We start from the raw sequence: 19,994 nt of genomic DNA on the forward strand, positions 1-19,994 counted from the left end.
TCGTGACAACATTACGCATTGGTGTTGTGGGGCTGGGAGGGATCGCGCAAAAAGCCTGGCTGCCCGTTTTAGGCGCCGCGTCCGACTGGACGCTGCAAGGGGCGTGGTCGCCCACCCGCGAGAAAGCAGAGCGCATCTGCAAAACCTGGCGCATCCCTTATGCCGGTTCGCTACAGGATTTAGCCCGTGAATGTGATGCGGTATTTGTGCATACCTCAACCGCGACGCACTACCAGGTGGTGAGCGAGTTGCTGAACGCAGGCGTTCACGTCTGCGTGGATAAACCCCTGGCGGAAAATGTACAGGATGCTGAACGACTGATTGAGCTGGCCGCGCGTAAAAAGCTGACGCTGATGGTCGGCTTCAACCGCCGTTTTGCGCCGCTCTATCAGCAGCTTAAAGCGCAGTCCGGCTCGTTCGCCTCTCTGCGTATGGATAAGCACCGTACCGACAGCGTGGGGCCTAACGACCTGCGCTTCACGCTGCTGGATGATTATCTCCACGTCGTGGATACGGCCCTGTGGCTGAGTAACGGAAAAGCCCAGCTGCAAAGCGGCACGCTGCTGACCAACGAGCAGGGTGAGATGGTTTACGCCGAACATCATTTTGCCGTTGAGCATTTGCAGGTGACGACCAGCATGCATCGTCGGGCGGGCAGCCAGCGCGAGTCCGTGCAGGCCGTTACGGATGGCGCGCTGTATGACGTCACCGATATGCGAGAGTGGCGGGAAGAGAAGGGCAATGGCGTGGTCGCGTTACCGGTTCCCGGCTGGCAAAGCACCCTGGAGCAGCGTGGCTTTGTGGGCTGCGCGCGTCACTTCATCACCTGCGTGCAGAATCAGACGGTTCCTGAAACGTCCGGGGAGCAGGCTGTTCTGGCGCAGCGCATTGTGGAACGACTCTGGCGCGAAGCCATGTCGGAATAACGCGTTGTAACATCTGCCGATAGTAATTCGTTGAAATCCGGTTAGACTAAGCGCCGCTTGTTGGCTTTGCCGGGTGGCGCTAACGCTTGCCCGTCCTGGAAATCCGTAGGGTTGTGGAACTTCACGTTAATGAACTTATTAAAATCGCTGGCGGCCGTCAGCTCGATGACCATGTTTTCCCGCGTGCTTGGCTTTGCGCGCGATGCCATTGTGGCTAGGGTTTTTGGCGCCGGGATGGCGACTGACGCCTTTTTCGTCGCCTTTAAGCTGCCAAACCTGCTGCGCCGTATTTTTGCCGAAGGGGCCTTTTCACAGGCATTTGTTCCGATCCTCGCAGAATATAAAAGCAAACAGGGCGAAGATGCCACCCGCGTCTTTGTGGCCTACGTTTCCGGATTACTGACGCTGGCGCTGGCGATCGTGACCGTCCTGGGGATGCTGGCAGCGCCCTGGGTGATCATGGTGACGGCGCCGGGTTTTGCTGACACAGCGGATAAATTTACCCTGACCACCCAACTGCTGCGTATAACCTTCCCCTATATTCTGCTGATTTCGCTGGCGTCGCTGGTGGGTGCCATCCTGAATACCTGGAACCGCTTCTCCGTTCCGGCCTTTGCCCCCACGTTCCTCAACGTCAGCATGATTGGCTTTGCGCTGTTCGCCGCGCCGCATTTTAACCCACCGGTGCTGGCGCTGGCCTGGGCCGTGACCGTCGGCGGCGTGTTACAGCTTGCTTACCAGCTTCCGCACCTGAAAAAAATCGGCATGCTGGTTCTGCCGCGCATTAATTTCAAAGATGCGGGCGCAATGCGCGTTATCAAACAGATGGGACCGGCGATACTCGGCGTGTCCGTTAGCCAGATCTCGCTGATCATCAATACCATCTTCGCCTCTTTCCTGGTGTCGGGCTCGGTGTCCTGGATGTACTACGCCGATCGTCTGATGGAGTTTCCATCCGGGGTGCTGGGCGTGGCGCTGGGGACTATTCTGCTGCCGTCGCTGTCGAAAAGTTTCGCCAGCGGCAACCACGATGAATACTGCCGCCTGATGGACTGGGGCCTGCGTCTCTGTTTTCTGCTGGCGCTGCCAAGCGCGGTGGCGCTGGGGATCCTGGCGAAACCGCTGACGGTGTCGTTGTTCCAGTATGGAAAGTTCACCGCCTTTGATGCCGCTATGACCCAGCGTGCGCTCGTAGCCTACTCGGTGGGGCTGATGGGGCTGATTGTCGTGAAGGTGCTTGCGCCCGGTTTCTATTCACGTCAGGACATCAAAACGCCGGTTAAGATTGCCATTGTGACGCTGATCATGACGCAGCTGATGAACCTGGCGTTTATTGGACCGCTGAAACACGCGGGGCTGTCATTGTCGATTGGTCTGGCGGCCTGTCTGAACGCCGGGCTGCTGTACTGGCAGCTGCGCAAGCAGGATATCTTCACACCGCAGCCGGGCTGGGCAAGCTTCCTGCTGCGTCTGGCGATTGCGGTAGTGGTGATGGCGGCCGCGCTGGTTGGCATGTTGTATGTCATGCCTGAGTGGGCGCAGGGCACCATGCCTTACCGCCTGATGCGTCTGATGGCCGTGGTGGTGGTCGGTGTGGTGGCGTACTTTGCCACGCTGGCGGTGCTTGGCTTCAAAGTGAAAGAGTTCACCCGCCGCACGGTATAAACGCCAAAAGGGGAGTTCACCAGAAGGTGCTCCCCGCTTCATGACGTGCCGCTACTGCGTCAAATCGAAATCTTTTTCCCACCCGTGATACGTGCCGTGGCCGTCTGACCATCCGCACCGTACAGCCCCGGCTCTTTATAGGGCTTTAACACTTCAAGCGCCTGCTGATTACGGATAATCTGTCCTTCCAGCAGCCAGCCGTTATGCTGGTTAAGATCGCGAAGATGCTGGGTTTTTTCTGTAATGGTCTGCCAGCGTTCGTTGATCTCATCATTGGCGCTGCGTTTCGCGTCTTGCTCAGCGCGTCGCTGTTTTTCCAGATAATCCAGGGTCGCCAGCAGCGAGCTTTTATCTTCAGTTATGCGTTGCAACGCGCTGCCGTTGATTTGACCAGAAGAGAGGTGGTGCTGTTCTGCATCCATCACCGTTTTCAGGTCGTTCAGGACCACCGTCATCTGATCCAGTATTTCTGACAGTCGACTCATACGGTTAGTTACTCTGGAGGAAACTCTGTGCGTCCTGAATCAGCGCATCAGCGATTTTGCTGGTATCCATTTTCAGTTCGCCGTTACGGATAGCCGTTTTCAGCGCTTCAACACGTTCCATATTGATATCGCTGCTGCCTGGCTGCATCAGCTTCGACTGCGCATCGCTCAGCGTGACGCTGGTGCTGTTAGCCGTCGACGTTTTTTCCAGACGCGTTTTTTGCGGGGCAGCCTCATTCGTTTCGCGAGGTTGTACAGTGCTAACCGGCTTCAGGGCTGATGTACGATCAATGCTCATAGTGTTGTCCTCATCGAGGGTTCGCGGCGTTTGCGCCTGACATCATCATTTGTTGAATATTTATCGGCAGTCGCCGCGAAATCTTTAAAAAGATTACAGGTTAATCAGAATATTCCCATCAGGACCGACCGTGCCGCTGACCACCTGGCCTGAGGACATTCTGACCCGGGCATTTTGCGCCACTGCGGCATTATTCAGCGCTTTTCCTTCACTGTTGATACTAAAGCCTTCGCCATTGGCGACCACCATCACCTGTTGTCCCGCTTTCACCCGCCACGCCTGGCGCAGCATGGATAGCTGTATCGCCTGTCCAGGAGCGACATCGCGCAGGCTGACCGCCTCCTGAGCCTGGTTGATATCCAGCATCGTCCGCGGTGGAAGCTGATCCAGACGGCCTCGCTTCAGCGTTACGCTGTCAGGTTGCAGCAGGCTGCCCCGGGGAATGGGAACGGCGGCGACAACATAATTGCCCGTCGCCTGAACCGCAACCTGTAAGTAGCGTTTTTCATTGGCGCAACGCGCCAGCACGTTCACGTTGCCCCATAAGCGGGTGCTGCCGGTCACGCTAAATGACGGGGCTTCGCAGGAAGGGTAAAGGTTAGGCGGGGAGCGCACGGTCACGCGTACGTCATCGCTGAAACCGGCCAGTTTCTGCGCAAAGAATGCATTGAGCTGGTCCTCTAACCCCTCAGCCTGCACCAGAGGGCTTAAAAGCAGTAGGGTCGCCGCCAGGCCACGTTTAAAAGTCCGCATCGCATGTTCCACCATGTCCAGAATTTAGCAAATTCTACCCGCGGTGGTTTTCCATCAACGCAACAAATAGCGACGCATTTTGCGCTTATTCCGTCGATAGGGGAGACGGGGTGAGATTTAAGCTGTGAACTGAAATTTTCTCATCAGCGGAGGAGACATGCTCGATAAACTCGACGCCGCGTTACGTTTTCAGCAGGAAGCGCTCAATTTACGCGCCCAGCGGCAGGAGATTTTAGCCGCCAATATCGCCAACGCGGATACCCCCGGGTATCAGGCGCGCGATATTGATTTTTCCAGTGAACTCAAAAAAGTGATGGAGCGTGGACGTGCCGAAGGAACGGGTGTCTCACTGGCCCTGACATCCTCACGTCATATTCCCGCTCAGGCGATGACCGCGCCAACGACCGACCTGCTTTACCGTATTCCCGATCAGCCCTCACTTGATGGCAATACCGTCGACATGGACCGGGAGCGCACACAGTTTGCCGATAACAGCCTGCAATACCAGACAGGTCTGACGCTACTCGGCGGGCAAATTAAAGGCATGATGACCGTCCTACAGGGGGGCAATTAGTAAATGGCCTTGCTGAATATTTTTGATATCGCCGGTTCGGCATTAACGGCGCAGTCCAAACGACTGAACGTGGCCGCCAGTAACCTCGCCAACGCCGACAGCGTGACCGGCCCTGACGGGCAACCGTATCGCGCTAAACAGGTTGTCTTCCAGGTTGATGCTGCACCGGGTGCGGCAACGGGCGGCGTAAAAGTGGCGGACGTGGTTGAGAGCCAGGCACCCGACAAGCTGGTTTACGAGCCTGGCAACCCGCTCGCGGATGCCAGCGGCTACGTGAAAATGCCGAACGTGGATGTGGTCGGGGAGATGGTGAACTCCATGTCCGCGTCGCGCAGCTACCAGGCAAACGTCGAAGTGCTTAATACCGTGAAGAGCATGATGCTCAAAACACTCACTCTCGGCCAGTAAAGGAGACACGCATGTCCATCGCCGTAAACGTGAATGACCCGACAAATACCGGCGTCAACAGCACCAGCAGTGCGACCGGTTCCAGCTCTCTCACCGGGAGCAATGCCTCCGATTTACAGAGTAGCTTTCTGACCCTGCTGGTGGCGCAGCTGAAAAATCAGGATCCGACCAATCCGATGCAGAACAACGAACTGACCACGCAGCTTGCGCAGATCAGTACCGTCAGCGGCATTGAGAAACTGAACACCACGCTCGGCTCGGTCTCCGGTCAAATCGATAACAGCCAGTCCTTGCAGGCCGCCAACCTGATCGGTCACGGGGTGATGATCCCGGGGACCACGATTCTGGCGGGCACCAGCACTACCGATGGCACGTCCACCACCACCACGACGCCGTTTGGCGTTGAGTTGCAGCAGCCGGCCGACAAAGTCACCGCCACAATCAAAGACGCCAGCGGCAATGTGGTGCGCACGATTGAGATTGGCGAGCTTAAAGCGGGCGTTCATACCTTTACCTGGGATGGCAGCCTGACCGACGGCACTAAAGCGCCTAACGGCTCGTATCAGGTTGCGATTAGCGCCAGCAACGGCACCACTCAGCTGGTGGCTCAGCCGCTACAGTTTGCCCTGGTTCAGGGCGTCATCAAAGGTAGCGATGGCAACAAACTGGATTTGGGTACCTCCGGTACCACCACACTCGACGAAGTTCGGCAGATTATCTAAGCCTTCATACTTATCAGGAGTAAGTCATGGCCTTTTCTCAAGCGGTCAGCGGCCTGAATGCTGCGGCCACCAACCTGGACGTCATTGGCAACAACATCGCCAACTCCGCGACCTATGGTTTTAAATCCGGTTCTGCGTCTTTTGCAGATATGTTTGCAGGCTCTAAAGTGGGCCTGGGCGTGAAGGTTGCGGGTATCACCCAGGACTTCACCGACGGGACGACCACCAACACCGGTCGCGGTCTGGACGTCGCCATCAGCCAGAACGGTTTCTTCCGTATGGTGGATGCCAACGGTTCCGTGTTCTACAGCCGCAACGGCCAGTTCAAGCTGGATGAAAACCGTAACCTGGTGAACATGCAGGGGCTTCAGTTAACCGGTTATCCGGTTGCCGGCACGCCGCCTACGGTGCAAACCGGTGCGAATCCGCAGGCGATCTCCATCCCAACGACGCTGATGGCGGCGAAGTCCACCACCACGGCCTCTCAGCAGATCAACCTGAACTCCACCGATACCGCGCCAACCGTCGCCTTCGATCCGTCCAACCCTGACTCTTACAACAAGAAAGGCACCGTGACGGTGTTTGACAGTCAGGGTAATGCGCACAACATGAACCTGTTTTATGTCAAAAACGAGACGCCAGCTAACTCCTGGAAAGTGTATTCGCAGGACGGCAGCGTAGCGGGAGATGCAGCGAAACTGGCAACCACGCTGACCTTTAACGAGAGTGGTGTGCTGACGGGTGGCGATGATATCAAGATCACAACGGGCACCGTTCCGGGCGCGACGCCAGCCACGTTTGACATGAGTTTCGCCAACTCCATGCAGCAAAACACCGGTGCGAACAACATCGTGGCGACGAGCCAGAACGGCTATAAGCCGGGCGATCTGGTGAGCTACCAGATCAACGATGACGGTACCGTTGTCGGTAACTATTCGAACGAACAGACCCAGGTGCTGGGCCAGATCGTACTGGCAAACTTCGCCAACAACGAAGGCCTGAAATCCGAAGGGGATAACGTCTGGTCTGCCACGCAGTCTTCCGGGGTTGCCCTGCTGGGAACCGCGGGTTCCGGTAACTTCGGCACGCTGACTAACGGCGCGCTGGAAGCCTCCAACGTCGATCTGAGTAAAGAGCTGGTGAACATGATCGTCGCGCAACGTAACTACCAGTCCAACGCGCAGACCATCAAAACCCAGGATCAGATCCTCAACACGCTGGTTAACCTGCGTTAAGCAGCTGACGGGAAAGCGCAATGGATCACGCAATATATACAGCGATGGGCGCAGCAAGCCAGACGCTCAATCAGCAAGCTGTTACCGCCAGCAACCTTGCGAACGCTTCCACGCCAGGTTTTCGTGCGCAGCTCAACGCGCTGCGTGCGGTGCCGGTAGAAGGGCTGTCATTGCCCACGCGTACGCTGGTCACCGCCTCCACGCCGGGCGCCGACATGACGCCAGGTCAGATGGATTACACCGCGCGTCCGCTGGACGTTGCCCTTCAGCAGGACGGCTGGCTGGCGGTGCAAACGGCTGACGGCGGGGAAGGGTATACCCGCAACGGTAATATCCAGGTGAGCGCCACCGGGCAGCTGACGATTCAGGGGCATCCGGTGATGGGCGAAGCCGGTCCGTTGACGGTGCCGGAAGGGTCAGAGCTGACCATTGCGGCAGACGGGACGATCTCGGCGTTAAACCCGGGCGACCCGGCGAACACCGTTGCGCCTGTCGGTCGTCTGAAGCTGGTGAAAGCGGAAGGCAACGAAGTGCAGCGTGGCGATGACGGGATGTTCCGTCTGACCCAGGCGGCGCAGGCCACGCGTGGCGCCACGTTACAGGCCGACCCGACCATCCGCGTGATGTCCGGCGTGCTGGAAGGCAGTAACGTCAAACCGGTGGAAGCCATGACCGACATGATCGCCAGCGCCCGCCGCTTCGAAATGCAGATGAAAATCATCAGCAGCGTCGATGAAAACGCAGGCAAGGCTAACCAACTTCTGGCTATGAGTTAACAGGACTCCCTATGATCAGTTCTTTATGGATCGCGAAAACCGGTCTGGACGCACAGCAAACCAATATGGATGTGATTGCCAACAACCTGGCAAACGTCAGCACCAATGGTTTCAAGCGCCAGCGTGCGGTTTTCGAAGATTTGCTTTATCAAACGATTCGTCAGCCAGGGGCGCAGTCTTCTGAGCAAACCACGCTGCCGTCCGGTCTGCAAATTGGTACCGGCGTGCGCCCGGTCGCCACCGAGCGTCTGCACAGCCAGGGCAACCTGTCCCAGACCAACAACAGTAAAGACGTTGCCATTAAAGGTCAGGGTTTCTTCCAGGTGCAGCTGCCTGACGGGACCTCCGCCTATACCCGCGATGGTTCGTTCCAGGTGGATCAGAACGGCCAGCTGGTGACGGCGGGCGGTTTCCAGGTTCAGCCTGCGATCACCATACCGGCGAACGCGCTGAGTATCACCATTGGTCGTGACGGCATCGTCAGCGTCACTCAGCAAGGTCAGGCCGCGCCGGTCCAGGTTGGACAGCTCAACCTGACCACCTTCATGAACGATACCGGACTGGAAAGCATCGGCGAGAACCTCTACACCGAAACGCAGTCTTCCGGCACGCCAAATGAAAGTACCCCGGGCCTGAACGGGGCGGGGCTGCTGTATCAGGGGTATGTGGAAACCTCGAACGTTAACGTGGCGGAAGAGCTGGTGAATATGATCCAGGTCCAGCGCGCCTATGAAATTAACAGTAAAGCAGTGTCGACGACCGACCAGATGCTGCAAAAACTGACGCAACTCTAAGGTGTAGCCCGGTGCGGTAAACGTCGCACCGGCTCCCTGTTTTCGAAGATGAAGGCAATGCAAAAAAACGCGGCGTTTCGTTATCCGATCCTGACTGTTCTGGCCGTCACCCTCAGCGGGTGTGCCTGGATCCCGTCTAAACCATTGGTACAGGGTGCGACTACCGCCCAACCCGTTCCCGGCCCCGCGCCGGTGGTGAACGGCTCTATTTTCCAGACCGCGCAGCCGATTAACTACGGTTATCAGCCGCTGTTTGAAGACCGTCGTCCGCGTAACGTTGGCGATACGCTGACCATTGTGTTGCAGGAAAACGTCAGTGCGAGTAAGAGCTCGTCGGCGAACGCCAGCCGCGATGGCAAAACCAATTTTGGCTTCGACACCGTGCCGCGCTATCTGCAAGGGCTGTTCGGCAACGCCCGTGCGGATGTGGAAGCCTCCGGCGGCAACACCTTTAACGGTAAAGGTGGTGCGAACGCCAGCAACACCTTCAGCGGAACGCTGACGGTTACGGTTGACCAGGTTCTGGTGAACGGCAACCTGCACGTGGTGGGCGAAAAACAGATCGCCATTAACCAGGGTACGGAATTCATTCGCTTCTCCGGTGTGGTTAACCCTCGCACCATCAGCGGCACCAATACCGTACCGTCCACCCAGGTGGCGGATGCGCGCATTGAGTACGTCGGCAACGGCTACATCAACGAAGCGCAAAATATGGGCTGGCTGCAACGCTTCTTCCTTAACTTATCGCCGATGTAAGCGAGGTGACCTATGTATAAATTTCTCTTCGCCGTGGCGCTGTCGCTGGTCGCTACCGTTGCGCAGGCCGATCGCATACGCGATCTCACCAGCGTGCAGGGCGTGCGCGAAAACTCGCTGATTGGCTACGGCCTGGTGGTGGGGCTGGATGGGACGGGTGACCAGACGACCCAGACGCCGTTCACCACCCAGAGCCTGAACAATATGCTCTCGCAGCTCGGTATTACCGTACCGGCCGGGACCAACATGCAGCTGAAAAACGTGGCGGCCGTGATGGTGACCGCGTCTTATCCGGCCTTTGCGCGTCAGGGGCAGACCATCGACGTGGTTGTCTCGTCGATGGGTAACGCCAAAAGCCTGCGCGGCGGTACGTTGCTGATGACGCCGCTGAAAGGCGTCGACAGCCAGGTGTATGCTCTGGCGCAGGGCAACATTCTGGTTGGCGGAGCAGGCGCGTCGGCGGGCGGCAGCAGCGTGCAGGTGAACCAGCTGAACGGGGGACGTATTACCAACGGCGCGATCATCGAACGTGAGCTGCCGACCCAGTTCGGCACCGGCAACACCATTAACCTGCAACTGAATAACGAAGACTTTACGATGGCGCAGCAGATCGCTGACACCATCAACCGCAGCCGGGGCTACGGCAGCGCCACCGCGCTGGATGCCCGTACCGTGCAGATCCGCACGTCAACCGGCAGCAGCAACCAGGTGCGGTTGCTGGCCGATATCCAGAATATGGAAGTGAACGTGCCGGTGCAGGATGCGAAAGTCATTATCAACTCCCGTACCGGCTCGGTGGTGATGAACCGCGAAGTGACGCTGGACAGCTGCGCCGTGGCGCAGGGCAATCTCTCCGTCACGGTTAACCGCTCGGCCAACGTCAGCCAGCCGGATACCCCGTTTGGTGGCGGTCAGACGGTAGTGACCCCGCAAACGCAGATTGATTTACGACAGAGCGGCGGTTCGTTGCAGAGCGTGCGCTCCAGCGCCAACCTGAACAGCGTGGTGCGTGCTCTGAATGCGCTGGGTGCAACGCCAATGGATCTGATGTCCATTCTGCAATCCATGCAAAGTGCAGGCTGCCTGCGCGCCAGACTGGAAATCATCTAAATGCTGACCGATAGCAAACTGTTGACCAGTGCCGCCTGGGATGCCCAGTCGCTCAACGAGCTGAAAACCAAAGCGGGCAAGGATCCGGCGGCGAATATCCGCCCGGTGGCCCGTCAGGTGGAAGGCATGTTCGTACAAATGATGTTGAAAAGCATGCGTGAAACCCTGCCGAAAGATGGCATGTTCAGCAGCGATTCCACGCGGCTTTACACCAGCATGTACGATCAGCAGATTGCCCAGCAAATGACCGCCGGAAAGGGGCTCGGCCTGGCGGACATGATTGTGAAGCAGACCGCAGCCGCTCAGGGGCTCCCGCCTGAAGAGGCCCCGCCGCAGGTGCCGCTGAAGTTTGATCTGGAAAAGGTGACCAGTTATCAAAATCAGGCGCTGACGCAGATGGTGCGTAAGGCGATGCCGAAGCCGGCAGAAACGCGTGACGAGCCGCTCTCCGGCGACAGCAAAGACTTCCTGGCGCAGCTCTCCCTGCCGGCGCGTCTTGCCAGTGAAGAGAGCGGCGTGCCGCACCATCTGATTCTGGCGCAGGCGGCGCTGGAGTCGGGCTGGGGGCAACGTCAGATCCGCAGGGAGAACGGTGAGCCGAGCTTCAACATCTTTGGCGTGAAGGCCACCTCCAGCTGGAAAGGGCCGACCACCGAGATCACCACCACCGAATATGAGAACGGTGCGGCAGTGAAGGTGAAAGCCAAATTCCGCGTCTACAGCTCGTATCTGGAAGCGTTGTCGGATTATGTCGGGCTGCTGAGCCGGAATCCGCGCTACACCGCCGTGACCCAGGCCGCCACGCCAGAGCAGGGCGCTCAGGCATTGCAGAATGCTGGCTACGCGACCGATCCAAACTATGCGCGCAAGCTGACCAGCATGATCCAGCAGCTGAAATCCATGTCTGAGAAGGTCAGCAAAGCGTATAGCACAGATCTCGAAAATCTGTTCTGAAAGTTCTCAAGTCCCGGTGGAGGTTGCCGATAACCTTCATCAGGACTCGTGTCTGAACGTATAAAAGGAACCCCCATGTCCAGTTTGATTAACAGCGCCATGAGTGGCCTCAGTGCTGCGCAGTCGGCACTCAATACCGTCAGTAATAATATTTCAAGCTACAACGTGGCAGGTTATACCCGCCAGACCACCATTCTGGGGGCATCAAACAGCACCCTGACCGGCGGTGGCTGGGTGGGTAACGGGGTCTATGTCTCCGGTGTTCAGCGTGAATATGATGCGTTTATCACCAACCAGCTGCGCGCGGCGCAGAACCAGAGCAGTGGGCTGACCACGCGCTACCAGCAGATGTCAAAAATTGACGACGTGCTTTCTGATACCACGAACTCGCTTTCTGCCAACCTCCAGGATTTCTTTAAAAGCCTGCAAACGCTGGTGAGTAACGCAGAAGATCCGGCTGCTCGCCAGACGGTACTCGGGAAGGCGGATGGTCTGGTAAACCAGTTTAAAACCAACGATCAATATCTCCGCGATCAGGATGCGCAGGTCAATACGGCGATTTCTACCAGCGTCGATCAGATCAATAACTACGCGAAACAGATTGCCAATCTTAACGATCAGATCTCCCGGCTGACTGGCGTCGGTGCGGGCGCATCCCCGAATGAACTGCTCGATCAGCGCGATCAGCTGGTGAGTGAACTGAACAAGATTGTCGGTGTGGACGTCACCGTACAGGACAGCGGCACCTACAACATCTCTATCGCCAACGGTTACACCCTGGTACAGGGCAGCAACGCCAGCCAGCTGGCGGCGGTGAAATCCAGTGCGGACCCAGCGCGTACAACAATTGCGTATGTGGATACCGCAGCGGGCAACGTGGAGATCTCAGAAAAACAGATCACCACGGGGTCGCTTGGGGGGCTGTTAACGTTCCGTTCTCAGGATCTGGATCAGGCGCGAAACACCCTTAACCAGATGGCGCTGGCGTTTGCGGATGCCATGAATACCCAGCACCAGGCTGGCTTTGATGCCAACGGGGATGCAGGCGGCAAGCTGTTTGATTTTGGCTCGCCGGCAGTGCTGAGTAACGGTAAAAACACCGGAAGCGCGTCCGTTACGGCCACGATGACGGACAGTACAAAGGTCCAGGCGACAAACTATAAAGTCGAGTACAACGGTACTGACTGGACAATCACGCGTCTGTCGGACAACACCAGCTTCACGGCCAAGCCTGACGCCAGCGGTAATCTGTCGTTTGATGGTCTCAACGTTAAGATTAGCGGCTCAGCCGATAATAAAGACAGTTTCATCGTCAAACCGGTGAATGACGTCATTGTCAATATGGACGTAGCGATCAGCGACGAATCCAAACTGGCGATGGCCTCCGCGAAAGGAAGCGGTGAAAGCGACAATACCAATGGCCAGAAGCTGCTGGATTTACAGAGCGCCAAATTGGTGGGAGGGAACAAAACCTTTAACGATGCTTATGCCGCGCTGGTCAGTACGGTGGGCAGCACCACGGCGTCGCTGAAAACCAGCAGCGAAACCAAAGTTAACGTGGTGACGCAGCTGACCAAACAACAGCAGTCAATCTCCGGGGTTAACCTGGATGAAGAGTATGGCAACCTGCAACGCTATCAGCAGTACTATCTGGCGAATGCGCAGGTGCTGCAAACGGCGAGCACGCTGTTTGATGCATTGATCAATATCCGCTAAGGCTGAGGCATAAAAAATGCGTATTAGTACTCAAATGATGTATGAGCAAAGCATGCGCGGCGTGACGAACTCCCAAAGTCTCTGGCTCAGCTACGGCGAGCAGATGTCTACGGGGAAGCGTATCAACCGTCCGTCTGACGATCCGATTGCCGCCTCGCAGGCCGTTGTGCTCTCTCAGGCTCAAACGCAAAACAGCCAGTATGCGCTGGCACGCTCCTTCGCTACGACGAAAGTCTCGCTGGAAGAGAACGTGTTATCGCAAGTGACAACCGCCATCCAGGCTGCTCAGGAAAAGATTGTCAATGCGGGCAACGGTACGTTAAGTGACGATGACCGCGCTTCGCTGGCCACAAACCTGCAAGGTATTCGCGATCAGCTCATGAACCTGGCTAACAGCACGGACGGTAACGGTCGCTATATTTTTTCCGGTTACAAGACCGAAGCGGCGGCTTTCGACCAGGCGACGGGTGATTATAAGGGCGGCGGAACGCCAATCAGCCAGCAGGTTGACTCCGCGCGCACGATGCAAATTAGCCATACGGGCACTGAAGTTTTCGATAGCTTCACCAGCAATGCCAAGCCAGAGCCAGATGGTAGTGCGCCGGAAACGAATTTGTTCAAGATCCTCGACTCCGCAATTGAAGCGTTGAATACGCCGATTGGGGAGGACGAAACGAAAGCCGAGGCGTTTACGGCGGCTATTGATAAAGCCAACCGTGGCCTGAGCAACTCCCTCAACAACGTGCTGACCGTGCGCGCCGACCTCGGCATCAAGCTGGATGAGCTGGGCAAGCTGGACGCTCTGGGTGAAGACCGCGCGCTGGGTCAGACGCAGCAGATGAGTAACCTGGTTGACGTGGACTGGAACTCGGTGATTTCGTCCTACACCATGCAGCAGGCGGCGTTGCAGGCCTCGTATAAAGCCTTTAGCGATATGCAGGGTATGTCTTTGTTCCAGATGAACAAATAAGACTCTGACCTGTTTGACATGTCTTGAAACTGGGCATGTTTTGACTGCCCAACCCGTCCGGGTTGGGCATTTTTTTTACACACTTTCTGCCTGTGCGGACAGCACCCGGGCGCTTTCAATCACTCTGATAGCCAGCGCAATGGCACCACACAGGGTTGCCAGAGCCACCACGCCAGACCAGCCTGCCAGCGTATAGATATTGCTGCCTAATGCCGAACCCAGCGCCATTCCGATGAAAATGACGGTAAACAGCAGGGCGTTCAGGCGTCCGCGGGCCTGCGGCTCAAGGCTGTAGACCAGGTTCTGGTGGGCCACGAGGCTGGACTGCAAGCCGAGATCGAAACCGACCGCTGAGAGGGCAATCAGGATCAACTGACCGTGTACACCCAGTGCCGGCATCAGGAACATCAGGGCAAACGAGAGGGTCACCAGCGCGGCACCCAGCTGGGTCACTTTACCGGCGCCCAGCTTATCTGCCAGACCCCCTGCCAGCGGTGCAGCCAGCGCACCAGCGGCTCCGGCAATACCAAATCCACCCGCTACGGCGCTGCCAAGGTGATACCGTTCCAGCAGCATGACCGCCAGCGTTGACCAGAATGCGCTAAAGGCAATCGACAGAAAACCCTGAGCCAGCGCCGCGCTACGCAGTGCCGGGTAACGACGCCACAGGTGCTCCATGGAACGCATCAGCGCGGGATAGCTCAGCGTGGAGTGAATAGCAAAACGTGGGAGTACGGCCCACATCACCACGCCGACAAAGGCAATGCTTGCAGCAGCCAGCTGATACATCACCCGCCAGCCAAAGGCTTCACCGACCACGCCGCTGACGGTTCTGGAGAGCAAAATCCCCAGCAGCAGGCCGGTCATCACCGTGCCGACCGTTTTTCCCTGTTTACCTTCCGGCGCGAGGATCGCTGCGGCCGGGACAATATCCTGCGCCATGGTGGCGGCCATGCCAATCAGCAGGCTGGTGAGCAGCAGGGAGTGCAGTTGTCCGGTCAGGCTACAACCCAGCAGGAACAGCGCCAGGGCCGCACTTTTTATCAGGATCAGCGTTCTGCGGTCATGACGATCGCCGAGCGGGAGCAGAAACAGGATGCCCAGGGCATAACCCGCCTGGGTGAGCGTCGGGACCATGCCCATGCCTTCGATGCTCAGATGCAGGTCTGAGCCCATCAGCGGCAGCAGAGGCTGGGCATAATAGATGGATGCCACGCTAAAGCCCGCACCGAGCGCCAGCATTAAGATTACCCAGCGGCTTACGGCCCGGGTGGTGGTTGTGTTCATAAGATGTTCCTCATTCGTTGTGTGCGGCTATTTTTTATCAGTACGCCTTGCGACGGTAGCGGGCGCGGTGGTAAAACGCTTATACGTGCGGCGTATGGGTAAAAATGGTATGAAAAGGTCTGAGCGTATAGATCGGGTAGAACTGATGCGAACGTTTGTTCGCATTGTGGAGGCGGGGTCTCTTTCTGCGGCGGCACGTCAGCTGGCAACAACCCAGGCCACGGTGAGCCGACGGTTGCAGTCGCTTGAGACCATGCTGGGAGTACGCCTGATGCTGCGCACAACCCATACGACCCGGCTGACCGATGACGGCGAACGCTGCTATCAGCATGCCCGACGGGTGATTGACAGCTGGCTGGCGCTGGAAGACGAGGTAGGGCAGACGGAAGATGAACCGGTTGGGGTGCTGAGGGTGCGCGCCCCGCACGCGTTTGGCCAGGATCAGCTTCTGAAACCGTTAACCGAATTTTTACAGCGCTATCCCCAGCTTTCTGTTGAGTGGATGCTCAACGATCGCTCGGTTGATTTCCTCGGCGACAACCTTGACTGTGCTATTCGGGTGGGTGTGGAAGTCGATCCGGCAACCGTGTCCGTGCTGCTGGCTGAAGTGCCGCGCTCGGTGGTGGCTTCACCGGAATTACTGGCCCGTTATCCCGCGGTTAAAACGCCGGAAGATTTGCAGCAGCTTCCCTGGATTGCCATCAGCTCTTTTTATCAACGTCATGTGGAGCTTTTCCTCGATGCATCATCTGCCCCGGCGCGGGTTACCATTACGCCACGCCTGAGTACCGACAGCCTGTATGTGGCGCGCAATACGGCACTCACCGGGCTGGGCGTGGCGGTGGTATCCAGCTGGACAGTACAGGATGATATTCAGGAAGGACGACTGGTGCATCTACTGCCAGAGTGGCAGCCGGCAGCGTTACCGGTACATCTGGTTTACCCCTGGTCTCGTTATTATCCGGCGCGCTTGCGGCGTTTTCTGGAGCTGATGCGGCAGATAATGCCGGAGGTCACCGGAATGAGAAAGCCCCTGCAACAGCCATAAAAAAGCCGACCCGAAGGTCGGCTTTCAGTCTTAGCGTGCGTTATTCAACAGGCTGAGGACGGGTCGCTGGCGCAGTAGCCATGTGCGTTGCACTGTGACCACCGGCAGCACCTTTGCCTTCGAAGTTGAATGCCGGACGAACCCAGTCGCTATGGCGTGGCGCTTCAGGTACATACTCAGGTGCCGGGGCGCGAGTCATCGGCGCGGTAGCAACGTGAGCAGGCGCTGGAGCGGCAACGACCTCAACCGGCTCGGATTTCACTTCAGCCTCTTTGACCTCTTCGACAACAGGCTCAACCTGAATCTCGACGTCCTGAACAACCTCTTCCGTCACCGTTTCGACGGTAACGTCTGCGGGTTCTTCTGCTGCGGAGACCGGCTCAGCTTCCTCCGCGACTTCTTCAGCCACCACGGTATCTTCTTCGGCAATGATCTGCGGGGCGGCATCAACCGGCGCAGCAATGACTTCAGGATGGGTCGTTTCAACTTCCACAGCCTGCGGTGCCACCGTGTCAACAACCTGCGGTTCAACCACGGTTGCTGCTTCAGTCACGACGTCTTCCACCGCTGCTACCGGTGCAATCACCTCTTCGGTCACAGCCTGTTCTTCAACAGCCTGCTCCGGGCGAGCAACCGGATAACGGATCCAGACTTTACCGGATGCCATCTCAGGTGACGCGCACGCCACGGTCAGCGGCATTGGCGACTGAGTCGGGTAACGCTCGTCACGGTAGCGACGACGACGCTGGCCGCTCACGCGCAGGTGACGCGGAGAACGACGGGAGCGACGCGGCATACCTGCGTTGTCACGGTTTTCGCTGCTTTCGTCCTGCTCAACCTGATTTTCCACTACGGCGGGCAGGTCAACTTTCGCGACCTGGGTACCCGTTGTGCTTTCTGCTGCTTCAACCGCGATAACGTCGTTTTCTTCCGTCTGAACAGCACCCACACGTACTTTCTGGGTCAGCTGACGCTGCTTACGACGCGGCATAACCTGAGTACGCTCTTCCTGCTCCGTGTCCTGCTGTTCAACAGGCGCTTCGCGGTTCAGGTTTTTGACTTCCTGCTGGGCCTGGCGTTTCTCGTCGTTACGACGACGGTTACGCTCGCGGCGAGGTTGCTGCTCGTCACGCTGTTTGCTCTTCTCGGACTCATCGCCCGCCTGCTGGCGAATTTCACGATCTTCAACGTTCTGCTGTTGCTTCTCGCGACGGTTGCGACGGTTGTCCTCGCGTTGTTCACGACCTTCGTTGTTCTCGGAACGATTATCACGGCGCTCGTTACGATCGCTACGGTCGTTGCGGTCATTACGATCGCGACGATTGTTCTGACGCTTACGACGGTCCTGCTGACGCTCTGGTTTCGCTTCTTTTGGCGCTTCTTTCGGCTGCTCAGGCTGAACTTCTTCGCCAGCAAACATTTTTTTCAGCGCGCCGAAGATGCGGCTCAGGAGACCCGGCTGCTCAGGCTGCGCTTTTGGCGCGGCAGGGGCCGCCTTTTGCACGGCAGGTTTTGCCGCTGGTTTTTCCAGCGTCGCTTCCGGCGGGGCTTCCGGCATGATGAAGGTTGCTAATGCAGGCTGCTCAGGCAGTTTACGCTCGGCAGGCTCTTCATCCGATGGCAGCGCCATTTCTTCTTCATGCAGCTTCGGTAGCAGGTAGCTGAGGGTGCTTGTCTCTTCGCCTTTACGCACGCGCAGCACGTGATAGTGCGGGGTTTGCATCTCGTCGTTTGGCACGATGATGCAGCGAACGCCGCCCTGACGCGCTTCGATTGCGCTTACCGCTGCACGTTTTTCGTTCAGCAGGTAGGAGGCAATCGGCACCGGAACGATGGCGTGAACCTCTTTGGTGTTCTCTTTCAGCGCTTCTTCTTCAATCAGACGCAGAATAGAGAGGGAGAGCGATTCATTGTCACGCACGGTACCCGTACCGGAACAGCGCGGGCAGACGTGATGGCTGGACTCGCCGAGTGACGGGCTCAGACGCTGACGGGACATTTCCAGCAGGCCGAAGCGCGAGATATGGCTAATCTGGATACGTGCGCGATCCTGGCGCACCGCTTCACGCAGACGGTTTTCAACCGCACGCTGATGGCGAACCGGGGTCATGTCGATGAAGTCGATAACAATCAGACCACCCAGGTCGCGCAGGCGGAGCTGGCGGGCGATTTCATCAGCGGCTTCAAGGTTGGTGTTGAAGGCGGTCTCTTCGATGTCGCCGCCACGGGTTGCACGCGCGGAGTTGATGTCGATAGCGGTCAGCGCTTCGGTGGTATCAATTACGATAGAACCGCCGGACGGCAGACGCACTTCACGCTGGAAGGCAGACTCGATCTGGGATTCAATCTGATAGTGGCTGAACAGCGGGATTTCACCGGTGTACAGTTTAATTTTGCTGGTGAAATCCGGGCGACCCAGCGCGGCGATGTGCTGGCGAGCCAGCTCAAGCACTTTCGGGTTATCAATCAGAATTTCACCGATGTCCTGACGTAGATAATCACGGAAGGCACGCACAATAACGTTGCTTTCCTGGTGGATCAGGAACGGAGCAGGACGGCTCTCAGCCGCTTTCTTGATGGCTTCCCAGTGCTTCAGACGGAAGCTCAGGTCCCACTGCAACGCTTCGGCAGATTTGCCGACGCCTGCGGTGCGCACGATAAGGCCCATGCCGTCTGGCAGCTCGAGACTTGCCAGCGCTTCTTTCAGCTCGGTACGGTCATCGCCTTCGATACGGCGAGAGATGCCACCCGCACGCGGGTTGTTTGGCATCAATACCAGATAGCTTCCTGCCAGGCTGATAAAGGTGGTCAGTGCGGCACCTTTGTTGCCACGCTCTTCTTTATCGATCTGGACGATAACTTCCTGACCTTCACGCAGAACATCTTTAATGTTCGGACGGCCATGGGAGTTGTAGTTTGCAGGAAAATATTCGCGGGCGATTTCTTTGAGAGGAAGGAAACCGTGACGCTCAGCACCGTAATCGACAAATGCAGCTTCAAGGCTTGGTTCAATGCGGGTGATTTTGCCTTTGTAAATGTTCGCTTTTTTCTGTTCGTGTCCAGGACTTTCGATATCCAGATCGTACAGGCGCTGCCCATCCACAAGGGCGACACGCAACTCTTCTTGCTGAGTTGCGTTGATTAACATTCTTTTCATCGTAACTTACTCGTTATTCTTACATTGACGACAAAGCTGCGGGCAAGGTGACGCTTTCCGGGGTATGAACCGATGGCCTCGTGTCTATTCACGTCGCCAACCTCACGGTTGTCGCTCGCTTAAGAGGCGCAGAGTGTCGGTTGCCTGTGTTTCATACGGAAACACAGCGCAATTATCAGGGGAATTGCCTGGGAAAACTCTCCAGAGAACAATCCTTATACCGGGAAGTACTGCAACCCGCAGCCCGCTAACTGCCTGAAAGATCAATACGTCTTACGCCATTGCTGCGTGGATGATCGGTCAGACAAAATTGGTCATTCCGTCGACATCCTTACAAAACCCGGATTTAACGCGGAAAAC

The 19,994-nt window shown here is 57.3% G+C and carries 19 protein-coding genes; 14 read left to right on the forward strand and 5 right to left on the reverse strand.

Annotation, left to right across the window (positions count from 1 at the left end):
• Positions 1-2: 2 nt before the first annotated feature.
• Together KTH07_RS05780 and murJ are read left to right on the forward strand one after the other, a co-directional pair.
• On the forward strand, positions 3-926 hold the full coding sequence (locus tag KTH07_RS05780; protein ID WP_063161987.1) for a Gfo/Idh/MocA family protein: 924 nt from the start codon (positions 3-5) through the stop codon (positions 924-926).
• A 129-nt stretch (positions 927-1,055) separates the two neighbouring features.
• A complete protein-coding gene (gene murJ, locus KTH07_RS05785; protein ID WP_023303424.1) occupies positions 1,056-2,591 on the forward strand; it encodes a murein biosynthesis integral membrane protein MurJ in 1,536 nt (511 codons plus the stop codon).
• A gap of 59 nt (positions 2,592-2,650) precedes the next feature.
• On the opposite strand, the gene flgN is transcribed toward murJ, so the two are convergent.
• The 3 genes from flgN to flgA form a co-directional block, all read right to left on the reverse strand.
• A complete protein-coding gene (gene flgN, locus KTH07_RS05790) occupies positions 2,651-3,076 on the reverse strand; it encodes a flagella biosynthesis chaperone FlgN (protein ID WP_003858003.1) in 426 nt (141 codons plus the stop codon).
• A gap of 4 nt (positions 3,077-3,080) precedes the next feature.
• A complete protein-coding gene (gene flgM / locus KTH07_RS05795) occupies positions 3,081-3,374 on the reverse strand; it encodes a flagellar biosynthesis anti-sigma factor FlgM (protein ID WP_003858002.1) in 294 nt (97 codons plus the stop codon).
• Positions 3,375-3,467: 93 nt separating this feature from the next.
• Positions 3,468-4,127 carry a flagellar basal body P-ring formation chaperone FlgA gene (gene flgA, locus KTH07_RS05800; RefSeq protein WP_023303425.1) on the reverse strand — a complete coding sequence of 220 codons (660 nt, stop codon included), beginning with the start codon at positions 4,125-4,127 and terminating at the stop codon, positions 3,468-3,470.
• Between the two features lie 157 nt (positions 4,128-4,284).
• Between flgA and flgB the strand changes: the two genes are divergently transcribed.
• The 11 genes from flgB (at position 4,285) to flgL (ending at position 14,142) form a co-directional block, all read left to right on the forward strand.
• Positions 4,285-4,701 (forward strand): flagellar basal body rod protein FlgB, encoded by a 417-nt coding sequence (gene flgB / locus KTH07_RS05805; protein ID WP_003857999.1) that lies wholly within the window; start codon positions 4,285-4,287, stop codon positions 4,699-4,701.
• A gap of 3 nt (positions 4,702-4,704) precedes the next feature.
• A complete protein-coding gene (flgC, locus tag KTH07_RS05810; RefSeq protein ID WP_003857997.1) occupies positions 4,705-5,109 on the forward strand; it encodes a flagellar basal body rod protein FlgC in 405 nt (134 codons plus the stop codon).
• 11 nt (positions 5,110-5,120) lie between these two features.
• Positions 5,121-5,831 carry a flagellar hook assembly protein FlgD gene (flgD, locus tag KTH07_RS05815; protein WP_003857994.1) on the forward strand — a complete coding sequence of 237 codons (711 nt, stop codon included), beginning with the start codon at positions 5,121-5,123 and terminating at the stop codon, positions 5,829-5,831.
• 26 nt (positions 5,832-5,857) lie between these two features.
• Positions 5,858-7,066: a flagellar hook protein FlgE gene (flgE, locus tag KTH07_RS05820; protein ID WP_015570832.1), complete on the forward strand. Its 1,209-nt coding sequence runs from the start codon at positions 5,858-5,860 to the stop codon at positions 7,064-7,066.
• A gap of 20 nt (positions 7,067-7,086) precedes the next feature.
• Positions 7,087-7,842, forward strand: a complete 756-nt coding sequence (locus tag KTH07_RS05825) for a flagellar basal body rod protein FlgF (protein WP_003857990.1) — start codon at positions 7,087-7,089, stop codon at positions 7,840-7,842.
• Positions 7,843-7,853: 11 nt separating this feature from the next.
• A complete protein-coding gene (flgG, locus tag KTH07_RS05830; RefSeq protein ID WP_000625853.1) occupies positions 7,854-8,636 on the forward strand; it encodes a flagellar basal-body rod protein FlgG in 783 nt (260 codons plus the stop codon).
• 57 nt (positions 8,637-8,693) lie between these two features.
• Positions 8,694-9,392 (forward strand): flagellar basal body L-ring protein FlgH, encoded by a 699-nt coding sequence (gene flgH, locus KTH07_RS05835; RefSeq protein ID WP_003857987.1) that lies wholly within the window; start codon positions 8,694-8,696, stop codon positions 9,390-9,392.
• A gap of 12 nt (positions 9,393-9,404) precedes the next feature.
• Positions 9,405-10,502 carry a flagellar basal body P-ring protein FlgI gene (locus tag KTH07_RS05840; protein WP_017384733.1) on the forward strand — a complete coding sequence of 366 codons (1,098 nt, stop codon included), beginning with the start codon at positions 9,405-9,407 and terminating at the stop codon, positions 10,500-10,502.
• The gene (gene flgJ / locus KTH07_RS05845) at positions 10,503-11,456 is read left to right on the forward strand and encodes a flagellar assembly peptidoglycan hydrolase FlgJ (protein ID WP_017384732.1); all 954 of its coding nucleotides are present in this window, start codon (positions 10,503-10,505) and stop codon (positions 11,454-11,456) included.
• 75 nt (positions 11,457-11,531) lie between these two features.
• Complete coding sequence (gene flgK / locus KTH07_RS05850; RefSeq protein WP_017384731.1) at positions 11,532-13,172, forward strand: flagellar hook-associated protein FlgK; 1,641 nt, start codon at positions 11,532-11,534, stop codon at positions 13,170-13,172.
• 16 nt (positions 13,173-13,188) lie between these two features.
• Positions 13,189-14,142, forward strand: a complete 954-nt coding sequence (gene flgL, locus KTH07_RS05855) for a flagellar hook-associated protein FlgL (protein WP_017384730.1) — start codon at positions 13,189-13,191, stop codon at positions 14,140-14,142.
• 75 nt (positions 14,143-14,217) lie between these two features.
• Here the strand turns inward: flgL and KTH07_RS05860 are convergent, their stop codons facing one another.
• On the reverse strand, positions 14,218-15,429 hold the full coding sequence (locus KTH07_RS05860) for an MFS transporter (RefSeq protein WP_075606870.1): 1,212 nt from the start codon (positions 15,427-15,429) through the stop codon (positions 14,218-14,220).
• 94 nt (positions 15,430-15,523) lie between these two features.
• Here KTH07_RS05860 and KTH07_RS05865 point away from each other — a divergent pair, with 94 nt between their 5' ends.
• Positions 15,524-16,477 carry a LysR family transcriptional regulator gene (locus KTH07_RS05865; protein ID WP_017693641.1) on the forward strand — a complete coding sequence of 318 codons (954 nt, stop codon included), beginning with the start codon at positions 15,524-15,526 and terminating at the stop codon, positions 16,475-16,477.
• A gap of 40 nt (positions 16,478-16,517) precedes the next feature.
• On the opposite strand, the gene rne is transcribed toward KTH07_RS05865, so the two are convergent.
• The gene (gene rne / locus KTH07_RS05870) at positions 16,518-19,634 is read right to left on the reverse strand and encodes a ribonuclease E (protein ID WP_023303426.1); all 3,117 of its coding nucleotides are present in this window, start codon (positions 19,632-19,634) and stop codon (positions 16,518-16,520) included.
• Positions 19,635-19,994 lie beyond the last annotated feature (360 nt).

Source organism: Enterobacter cloacae complex sp. ECL72, assembly GCF_019056635.1.
Lineage (GTDB): Bacteria > Pseudomonadota > Gammaproteobacteria > Enterobacterales > Enterobacteriaceae > Enterobacter > Enterobacter hormaechei_C.

Bases quoted from the DNA above. Each gene is read 5' to 3' on its own strand.
- murJ (WP_023303424.1), top strand. From the start codon at position 1,056: ATGAACTTATTAAAATCGCTGGCGGCCGTCAGCTCGATGACCATGTTT.
- flgN (WP_003858003.1), bottom strand. From the start codon at position 3,076: ATGAGTCGACTGTCAGAAATACTGGATCAGATGACGGTGGTCCTGAAC.
- flgM (WP_003858002.1), bottom strand. From the start codon at position 3,374: ATGAGCATTGATCGTACATCAGCCCTGAAGCCGGTTAGCACTGTACAA.
- flgA (WP_023303425.1), bottom strand. From the start codon at position 4,127: ATGCGGACTTTTAAACGTGGCCTGGCGGCGACCCTACTGCTTTTAAGC.
- flgB (WP_003857999.1), top strand. From the start codon at position 4,285: ATGCTCGATAAACTCGACGCCGCGTTACGTTTTCAGCAGGAAGCGCTC.
- flgC (WP_003857997.1), top strand. From the start codon at position 4,705: ATGGCCTTGCTGAATATTTTTGATATCGCCGGTTCGGCATTAACGGCG.
- flgD (WP_003857994.1), top strand. From the start codon at position 5,121: ATGTCCATCGCCGTAAACGTGAATGACCCGACAAATACCGGCGTCAAC.
- flgE (WP_015570832.1), top strand. From the start codon at position 5,858: ATGGCCTTTTCTCAAGCGGTCAGCGGCCTGAATGCTGCGGCCACCAAC.
- KTH07_RS05825 (WP_003857990.1), top strand. From the start codon at position 7,087: ATGGATCACGCAATATATACAGCGATGGGCGCAGCAAGCCAGACGCTC.
- flgG (WP_000625853.1), top strand. From the start codon at position 7,854: ATGATCAGTTCTTTATGGATCGCGAAAACCGGTCTGGACGCACAGCAA.
- flgH (WP_003857987.1), top strand. From the start codon at position 8,694: ATGCAAAAAAACGCGGCGTTTCGTTATCCGATCCTGACTGTTCTGGCC.
- KTH07_RS05840 (WP_017384733.1), top strand. From the start codon at position 9,405: ATGTATAAATTTCTCTTCGCCGTGGCGCTGTCGCTGGTCGCTACCGTT.
- flgJ (WP_017384732.1), top strand. From the start codon at position 10,503: ATGCTGACCGATAGCAAACTGTTGACCAGTGCCGCCTGGGATGCCCAG.
- flgK (WP_017384731.1), top strand. From the start codon at position 11,532: ATGTCCAGTTTGATTAACAGCGCCATGAGTGGCCTCAGTGCTGCGCAG.
- flgL (WP_017384730.1), top strand. From the start codon at position 13,189: ATGCGTATTAGTACTCAAATGATGTATGAGCAAAGCATGCGCGGCGTG.
- KTH07_RS05860 (WP_075606870.1), bottom strand. From the start codon at position 15,429: ATGAACACAACCACCACCCGGGCCGTAAGCCGCTGGGTAATCTTAATG.
- KTH07_RS05865 (WP_017693641.1), top strand. From the start codon at position 15,524: ATGGGTAAAAATGGTATGAAAAGGTCTGAGCGTATAGATCGGGTAGAA.
- rne (WP_023303426.1), bottom strand. From the start codon at position 19,634: ATGAAAAGAATGTTAATCAACGCAACTCAGCAAGAAGAGTTGCGTGTC.